The sequence below is a fragment of the Sphingobium sufflavum genome (assembly GCF_021403115.1).
Lineage (GTDB): Bacteria > Pseudomonadota > Alphaproteobacteria > Sphingomonadales > Sphingomonadaceae > Sphingobium > Sphingobium sufflavum.
Genome location: NZ_JAJSSH010000007.1, coordinates 221,767 through 228,768, shown reverse-complemented (window position 1 = coordinate 228,768; position 7,002 = coordinate 221,767). Strand labels below are relative to the sequence as shown.

The following is a 7,002-nucleotide window of genomic DNA, read 5'->3' as shown; positions in this document are numbered from 1 at the left end:
AGGCAGGGGGTCGGGGGAAGGCAGGGGGTCGGGGGAAGGGTCGGAACCAAGCAGGGTCGGGGGAGGCCGCCAGCCGGACGCCATTTCCATACACCCGTTTGGTTGGTCATGTTGAAAGTGGCGGGAGGGAGGCCTGCCTCAAACGGGCCTCAACCCCTGCTTCGCTTCAGCCGCTGCCTTCCTTTAGCCCTTGCGCCCGTAGGTGATATGCCCGGTCACATCCGCCGTTGCCCCGGCCAGCAGATCCAGCCGCTGGCGCACGATGTCGCCGAGCAGGCGGGAGAGATGACGGTCGCTTTCCAGCCGGGCCATGATGCCGCGCAGCCGGTCCTTCAGCGCCGGATCGGCGCGCCACGCATCAATGCCGCGCAGGCTGTCCAGCGCGGCTCCAAAGGCGGTGGTCGCCTCGGTCAAACGGTCGGGGTCGCCGCCCTCCATCGCCGTGCGCAGGGACTGCGCGGCAATGTCGAGGCCGTCGATCGCGGCTTCGCTCACGTCAGTTCAGTTTGCGCGGCAGATCGAGTTCGACCATGCGCTCGGCAATCGCGTCGGCATCGACGGGATAGTTGCCGGACGCGATGGCGGCCTTGATCTTGGCGATTTTTTCCATGTCGATCGGCGCTCCCTGCTGCGCGACCCGCGCGGCGGGATTGGCGACGACACGCTCTGTCGTCGCGCTGCCGGGCACGGGCGTAACCGGCGCGGCAGTCCGGGTCTGCGCGGTTTCACGCAGCTTTCCCGCGTCTATTGCGGGCGTCATGCCTGTGCCAACGGGTTTGATCATCTCACCAACCTCATCTTCTTCCACACCCTATATACGGCATGGAACGGGAAAGTTTAAATCCCAGGAACACGAACAATTCCATCCGGCTCGATCCGGCCGGAAACCGGGGGCGCCGTCTTGTCGCCGCGCACCCGGATCATCTCGCCGACGGCGCCATCCTCGTCCGCGATCGTCTGCCGGGACACACTGAAACTGGCGTTACCGGCAACCAGTTGCACCGGATCGCCCTTCTTGATGAGGATGGTGCGCGCCTGCGGCTGCGGTTGTTGTTGCGGCGCGCGGCCATAGGCGGTGACGGGCGCTGGTTGCGGTGCGAGCTTCAACGGAACCCTGATCCGCCAGCCCAGCTTGTCACACCGCACGATGGCCGCGCCGAACACGGGGCCTTCGATGCTGGGAATATTGGGGCATGCGGCCAGGCGCAGGCGACGGTCAACAGGGGCGTTGGCGCCGCCCGGCTGGCCGATCCCGACGCCGACGGTGGTGGCGACGAGAGTGTCGATCTGGTCGAGATTCTGGAAACCCTGCGCCGCAGCGGCACCGCTGGCGAGGATCAGGCCATGACCGACAAGGGCGAGCGCCCAAGTGACGAAAAATCTGTGCATGATGGTTTTCCTGCTCATGATCCTCCTAATAAAGCAAAGATCATGCCAGCGGTGGAACGGTGCCATCGGCATGGCTGGAAAAGCCGAAATGCCGGCTGGGTCGGCCGTACGCCGGATGCATTGCTGTTTTTCCGGTGTCTAGGGCGGCAAAAATCCAATGGCGGGCCGGAACACCCGCGATCGGCAAGGCAACGGCAAACCAGGCCGGCAAGATAAAATCACCTGATTCCAGATATTTGATCGCCCTCTCGGCAACGTGTTGCCGCAGACCGGCAAAAAATTGCCGCCCTTGTTGCCGCCTCCCGGTGTTGAAGGGGTGAGCCATGCCAAAACACCCGGATTTCGGGCTTCGAACGAAATTGGCACGCCTTTTGCTGTTCATGTCCCGTGCCCCGTCGGGCCGATCCGCTCACCGGGTTAGAACGGCAGGGCGAGCAAGAACTTTAACGGGGTTTGGACAATGTCGATCGAGAACGAACTGTTCGGCATCCATGGCAAGGCGCTGGCTCTGCGTTCGCAGAGGATGTCGCTGCTTGCCTCCAACATCGCGAATGCCTCCACGCCCGGCTACAAGGCGCAGGATATCGACTTCGACAAGGCGTTGAAGGACGCGACCAGGGATCAGGGCAGCGTCGCGGGCGCGCTCGAAAAGGCCATGGGCTATCGTGTTCCGGTGCAGCCGTCGGAGAATGGCAACACGGTCGAGATGTCGACCGAGCAGACGCTCTTCTCCGAAAATGCGGTGAAATATCGCACGACGCTCTCTTTCCTTGAAGGGCGCCTCAACACCATCACCCGTGCGCTGAAGGGAGAATGAGCATGGCCGACAAGCCCATGAACATCTTCGACATCTCCGGTCGCGCCATGACGGCGCAGCTCGTTCGCTTGAACGCCACCGCCTCCAATATGGCCAATGCGGGAACCGTCTCCGGCACCAAGGAAGGCGCCTATCGCGCTATCCGTCCGGTGTTCCAGCCGGTGACGGAAAAGCCCGGTGTCTCCACGGTCAATGTGCAGAGCATCGTGCAGTCCGACACGCCCGCCGTGAAGCGCCACGACCCCGGCCATCCCCTTGCCGACGCCAATGGCGACGTGTGGGAAGCGGGCGTCGATAGCAGCGCCGAACTGGTCGACATGGTCGAGGCCAGCCGCATGTACCAGAATAATGTGCAGGTGTTGAACACCGCCAAATCCCTGCTCCTCGAAACCATAAGGATGGGCAAATGACGACGGCCTTGCAGAATCTGTCGAGCAGCTGGAAGGTCGATAGCGCGACCTCTCTCAGCAACAGTCTCGCCTCCAACACCGTCGGCAAGTCCGGCACGGGCGACAAATCGCTCGGCCAGAGCGACTATCTCAAGCTGATGACCGCGCAGCTCCAGTTCCAGGATCCGTTCGCGCCGATGGACAACAGCCAGATGGTCGCCCAGATGGCGCAATTCTCACAGATCGCGGCATCGACCGAGTCCAACACCACGCTCAAGACCATCGCGGATTCGCTGAGCGGATCGCGCCTGTCGGACGCGGCGAGCTGGATCGGCAAGTCGATGCTGGTCAAGAGCGAGAAGGTCGCTCCCGACACGCTGGGTCAATATGCGGGCCAGATCACGCTGTCGGGTGACAGCGACGCCCTGAAGGTCGAGCTGGTCGACAGCGCCGGATCGGTCGTCAAGTCGATTGACATGGGCAAGCAGAAGGCGGGCGACGTCAACTTCTACTGGAATGGCGAGGACGATGCCGGCGAGCGTGCCGCATCCGGCCCCCTGACCATCCGCGTCACCGGCGGCACCACCAGCAAGATTGCATCCTGGGCGACCGTTGCGGCCGTCCAGTCCCCGGCCAGCGGCGGCGATGCCAAGCTCATCACCCCCCTCGGAAACTTCACACCCGCCGATGCCCTGAGCCTCGGCTGACCCTCACTTCCTCTCTTCCAATCTTCTTCTTCCAAGGAGCCAGTTGCATGTCCTTCTATATCTCCCTCTCCGGTCTCAAGGGCGCTCAGGCGGATCTCACCACGATTTCCAACAACGTCGCCAACGTTGGTGCGACCGCGTTCAAGAAAAGCCGGGCCGAATTCGGCGATATCTATATCGGTCAGTCGAACGGTCTGGGCCAGGGTACGCGCTATCTGGGTGCGGAGCAGCAGTTCACGCAGGGCACGCTGGAGACGACCGACAAGACGCTGGACCTCGCGGTGACGGGTGAAGGCTTCTTCACGGTGAAAAGCCCGAACAGCAACGGCCAGATCAGCTATACCCGCAACGGCGCCTTCGGTGCGGACAAGGACAATTTCATCGTCGATACACTGGGCAACCGCGTGCAGGTTCTGCCCGTCAACAACGATGGCAAGGTGACGTCGACCGCCGCCACCGCGCTGACCGACCTGAAACTGCCCGCCGATGACGGTGGTGCGATCGCCCCGTCTCCCTACAAGGCAGGCAGCGCCGCGATCAACGCGACCACGGGCGTGGTCACGGTCACGTTCGACAATGGCACGACGAAGAAGGTAGAACCTGCGATCACCATTCCCAAGACCAACACCGACATTCCCGCGACCGACGTTGTAACCAGCAACAAGGCGACCATCGACATGAACACGGGCGTCGTGACGGTCAGCTACCAGAATGGCCAGACCGTGGACCTGCCGTCCGTCTCGCTGGTGAAATATGCGGCCTACACCGATGGTAACGGCGTGACGACCCAGTGCCCGCTGCAAAGCGCGGTGGTCAAGGACAACGGCGACATCGAACTGACCTATGCCTCGCCCTACGCCAATGGCGTGCAGACGATGGCGGGCGCCGTCACCATCCCGGCAACGCACAAGTTCGAACCCACCTTCACCAGCGCGCAGGTGCGTGACGACGGCGTGGTCATCGCGAAGTTCGCCGACAACAGCGAGAAGATCATCGGCACGGCGACCATCCCGGCGGATGACGGCGGTTCGACCCCTTCGCCGCTCAGCAGCATCGGCATCGACCAGGCCGGTCTGGTCGTCGCCACCTTCGCCAACGGCACGACCCGCAAGCTGGGTTCCATCGCCATGGCCGACTTCACCAACCAGCAGGGCCTGCTCCAGAGCGGCGACGCGCACTGGACGGTCAGCAACGAGAGCGGCGAGCCTGCCTATGGCGGGGCGGCGGACGGTCCGTTCGGTCAGGTCCGTTCGGGCATGCTGGAACGCTCCAACGTGGACATCACGGAGGAACTGGTCGCCCTGATCGCGGCGCAGCGGAACTTCCAGGCCAATTCCAAGGCGCTGGAAGCCTCGAACACGCTGAGCACCACCATCAATAACATCCGCGCCTGATAGCGGCGGACGGACTCAGGGATAACTGATCCATGGACAAGATGATCGACATTGCGCGCACGGGTCTCCGCGGTGCGATGGCGCGTCAGACGGCGATTGCGAACAATCTCGCAAACGCCAACACGACGGGCTTTCGCGCGGAAATCATGAACGCCTCCGCCCGCTGGACGGACGGGGCGGCGCTCAAGAGCCGTGCCGCGCAGGTCGATCAGGTCATCGCCGCCGACATGAAGACCGGATCGGTCACGCAGACCGGCAATCCGCTGGACATTTCCATCGGCGGCGACGGCATGCTGGCGGTGCAGGCCAATGACGGCAGCGAGGGCTATACCCGCCGTGGCGATCTGGTCCTGTCCGACAGCGGCCTGCTGACCACCAGCGACGGGCATCCGGTGCTGGGCGAGGGCGGCCCGATCACGCTGCCGCCCGCCGATAGCGTGAACATCGCCAAGGACGGTTCCATCTGGATCGTGCCGCAGGGTGGACTGGCCAGCCAGCCGCAGCAGATCGATGTGCTCAAGATCGTCAGCCCCAAGGGGTCGGCCATCGCCAAGGGCACCGACGGTCTGTTCCGGGAGGCCAATGGCGGCGCATTGCCGCAGGATCCCATCGCGCAGGTCACGTCGGGATCGCTCGAAGGATCGAACGTCAACGCCACAGCGGCGCTGGTCGACATGATTGAGGCAAGCCGTGCCTGGCAGGGTCAGGTCAAGCTGATCGAGACTGCCAAGGACATCGACAACAGCGGTGCCAGCCTGATGCGGCTGGACGGCTAACCGAATTTGCAAGGGAAGGATTAGACCATGAGCACCAGTGCCCTACAGGTCGCCCGCACCGGGCTGGACGCGCAGGATATGAAGATGCGCGTCATCGCCAACAATCTGGCGAACGTGAACACCACCGGTTTCAAGCGGGACCGGGCGAATTTCGAGACACTGGCCTATCAGCAGATGGTCGCCGCAGGCGCATCGTCGGGCGGCGACAACAAGTTCGCGACCGGGCTGAACCTCGGCTCCGGCGTTCGCGTCGCCGGCACGACCCGCGTGGACGTGCAGGGCACGCTGAACACCACCGACAACTCGCTGGACATCGGCATTGAGGGCAAGGGCTATCTTCAGGTGCAACAGCCTGACGGTTCCACCGCCTATACCCGTGCGGGCAACCTCAGCATGTCGGCGGAAGGCACGCTGGTGACGCAGGAGGGCATGCCCCTGATCCCGCAGATCACCGTGCCACAAGGTTCGACCAACATCACCATCGGCACCGACGGCACGGTCAGCGCCACGGTGGCGGGGCAGAGTGGCGCGGTCCAGCTCGGCCAGATCGAAACGGCCAGCTTCGTCAATCCGGCGGGTCTGAACGCCATCGGCGGCAACCTGTTGACCGAAACCGCCGCATCGGGCGCGCCGCAGGTCGGCGCACCGGGCGCGGAAGGCCGGGGCGCCCTGCGCCAGGGTATGCTCGAAGGGTCGAACGTCAACACGGTCGAGGAACTGGTCGAGATGATCGAGACGCAACGCGGTTACGAGATCGCCAGCAAGATGATCAAGGCGACCGACGAGATGATGCAATACGCTAACCAGAACATGTGATCGGATACGTCGTGATGCAATCGTCCCAGTCCCTTCTGACCGCCAGCCTAGCCGCTGCCTTCGTCCTGCTGGCCTCCAATCCGGCCGACGCGGCGAAGAAAGAAAAGGTGGTCTATCGCCCGACCTATGCCGAGCCGGTCGTCGCGCCAGTGCAGGCCAATGGCTCCATCTTTCAGGCTGCCGGTGGCTATGCGCCGCTGACCAGCGGATCGCTCGCGTCGCGGGTCGGGGACATATTGACCATCGCGCTGGTCGAGCGGACGCAGGCGACCAAGAGCAACAGCGCCAAGACGGGTCGCGATGGCAGCATCGGCCTGACCCCGCCGACCACCGGACCGCTCAGCGGTATCATCAGCCCCACCGACATCGGGGCCAGCGGCACGCAGAATTTCAAGGGTGCGGGCGACGCGGCGCAGTCCAACGCGCTGTCGGGCGAAGTCACCGTCACCATCGAGAAGGTGCTGCCCAACGGCGCCATGCTTGTGCGCGGCGAAAAGCAGCTGACGCTCAATCGTGGCGACGAATATGTCCAGATTTCCGGCATCGTCCGCCCGGCTGACATCGGCCCGGACAATCGTGTGTCCTCCACCCGCGTCGCGGATGCGCGCATCACCTACACCGGCAAGGGCGAAATTGCGCGGGCGAGCCGTCAGGGCTGGCTGCAACGCTTCTTCTCCATGGTCAGCCCGTTCTGAGGATATTTTCCATGACCGA

11 protein-coding genes are annotated in these 7,002 nt (G+C 63.7%); 7 read left to right on the top strand and 4 right to left on the bottom strand.

What is annotated here, in order from left to right:
- Window positions 1-183: 183 nt before the first annotated feature.
- Genes LWE61_RS12375 through LWE61_RS12360 form a run of 4 tightly spaced genes read right to left on the bottom strand, consistent with a single transcriptional unit; the run spans window position 184 to window position 1,771 of the window.
- Window positions 184-495, bottom strand: a complete 312-nt coding sequence (locus tag LWE61_RS12375) for a hypothetical protein (RefSeq protein WP_234150379.1) — start codon at window positions 493-495, stop codon at window positions 184-186.
- Window position 496: 1 nt separating this feature from the next.
- Window positions 497-784 (bottom strand): flagellar biosynthesis anti-sigma factor FlgM, encoded by a 288-nt coding sequence (gene flgM / locus LWE61_RS12370; RefSeq protein ID WP_234150378.1) that lies wholly within the window; start codon window positions 782-784, stop codon window positions 497-499.
- A 53-nt stretch (window positions 785-837) separates the two neighbouring features.
- On the bottom strand, window positions 838-1,389 hold the full coding sequence (locus tag LWE61_RS12365; RefSeq protein ID WP_234150376.1) for a flagella basal body P-ring formation protein FlgA: 552 nt from the start codon (window positions 1,387-1,389) through the stop codon (window positions 838-840).
- 40 nt (window positions 1,390-1,429) lie between these two features.
- Window positions 1,430-1,771 carry a hypothetical protein gene (locus LWE61_RS12360; RefSeq protein ID WP_234150375.1) on the bottom strand — a complete coding sequence of 114 codons (342 nt, stop codon included), beginning with the start codon at window positions 1,769-1,771 and terminating at the stop codon, window positions 1,430-1,432.
- 78 nt (window positions 1,772-1,849) lie between these two features.
- Here LWE61_RS12360 and flgB point away from each other — a divergent pair, with 78 nt between their 5' ends.
- The 7 genes from flgB to LWE61_RS12325 are packed head-to-tail and all read left to right on the top strand — an operon-like array spanning window position 1,850 to window position 6,983.
- Window positions 1,850-2,206 (top strand): flagellar basal body rod protein FlgB, encoded by a 357-nt coding sequence (gene flgB / locus LWE61_RS12355; RefSeq protein ID WP_234150373.1) that lies wholly within the window; start codon window positions 1,850-1,852, stop codon window positions 2,204-2,206.
- Window positions 2,203-2,616, top strand: a complete 414-nt coding sequence (flgC, locus tag LWE61_RS12350; protein ID WP_234150371.1) for a flagellar basal body rod protein FlgC — start codon at window positions 2,203-2,205, stop codon at window positions 2,614-2,616. Before flgB ends, flgC begins: the two co-directional genes overlap by 4 nt.
- Window positions 2,613-3,302: a flagellar hook assembly protein FlgD gene (locus tag LWE61_RS12345; RefSeq protein ID WP_234150369.1), complete on the top strand. Its 690-nt coding sequence runs from the start codon at window positions 2,613-2,615 to the stop codon at window positions 3,300-3,302. Before flgC ends, LWE61_RS12345 begins: the two co-directional genes overlap by 4 nt.
- A gap of 47 nt (window positions 3,303-3,349) precedes the next feature.
- Window positions 3,350-4,696: a flagellar hook protein FlgE gene (locus LWE61_RS12340; RefSeq protein ID WP_234150368.1), complete on the top strand. Its 1,347-nt coding sequence runs from the start codon at window positions 3,350-3,352 to the stop codon at window positions 4,694-4,696.
- A gap of 32 nt (window positions 4,697-4,728) precedes the next feature.
- The gene (locus tag LWE61_RS12335; RefSeq protein ID WP_234150366.1) at window positions 4,729-5,472 is read left to right on the top strand and encodes a flagellar basal body rod protein FlgF; all 744 of its coding nucleotides are present in this window, start codon (window positions 4,729-4,731) and stop codon (window positions 5,470-5,472) included.
- 27 nt (window positions 5,473-5,499) lie between these two features.
- Window positions 5,500-6,288, top strand: coding sequence for a flagellar basal-body rod protein FlgG (gene flgG, locus LWE61_RS12330; RefSeq protein ID WP_234150365.1), 789 nt, complete (start codon window positions 5,500-5,502; stop codon window positions 6,286-6,288).
- 14 nt (window positions 6,289-6,302) lie between these two features.
- A complete protein-coding gene (locus LWE61_RS12325) occupies window positions 6,303-6,983 on the top strand; it encodes a flagellar basal body L-ring protein FlgH (RefSeq protein ID WP_234150364.1) in 681 nt (226 codons plus the stop codon).
- Window positions 6,984-7,002: the final 19 nt, after the last annotated feature.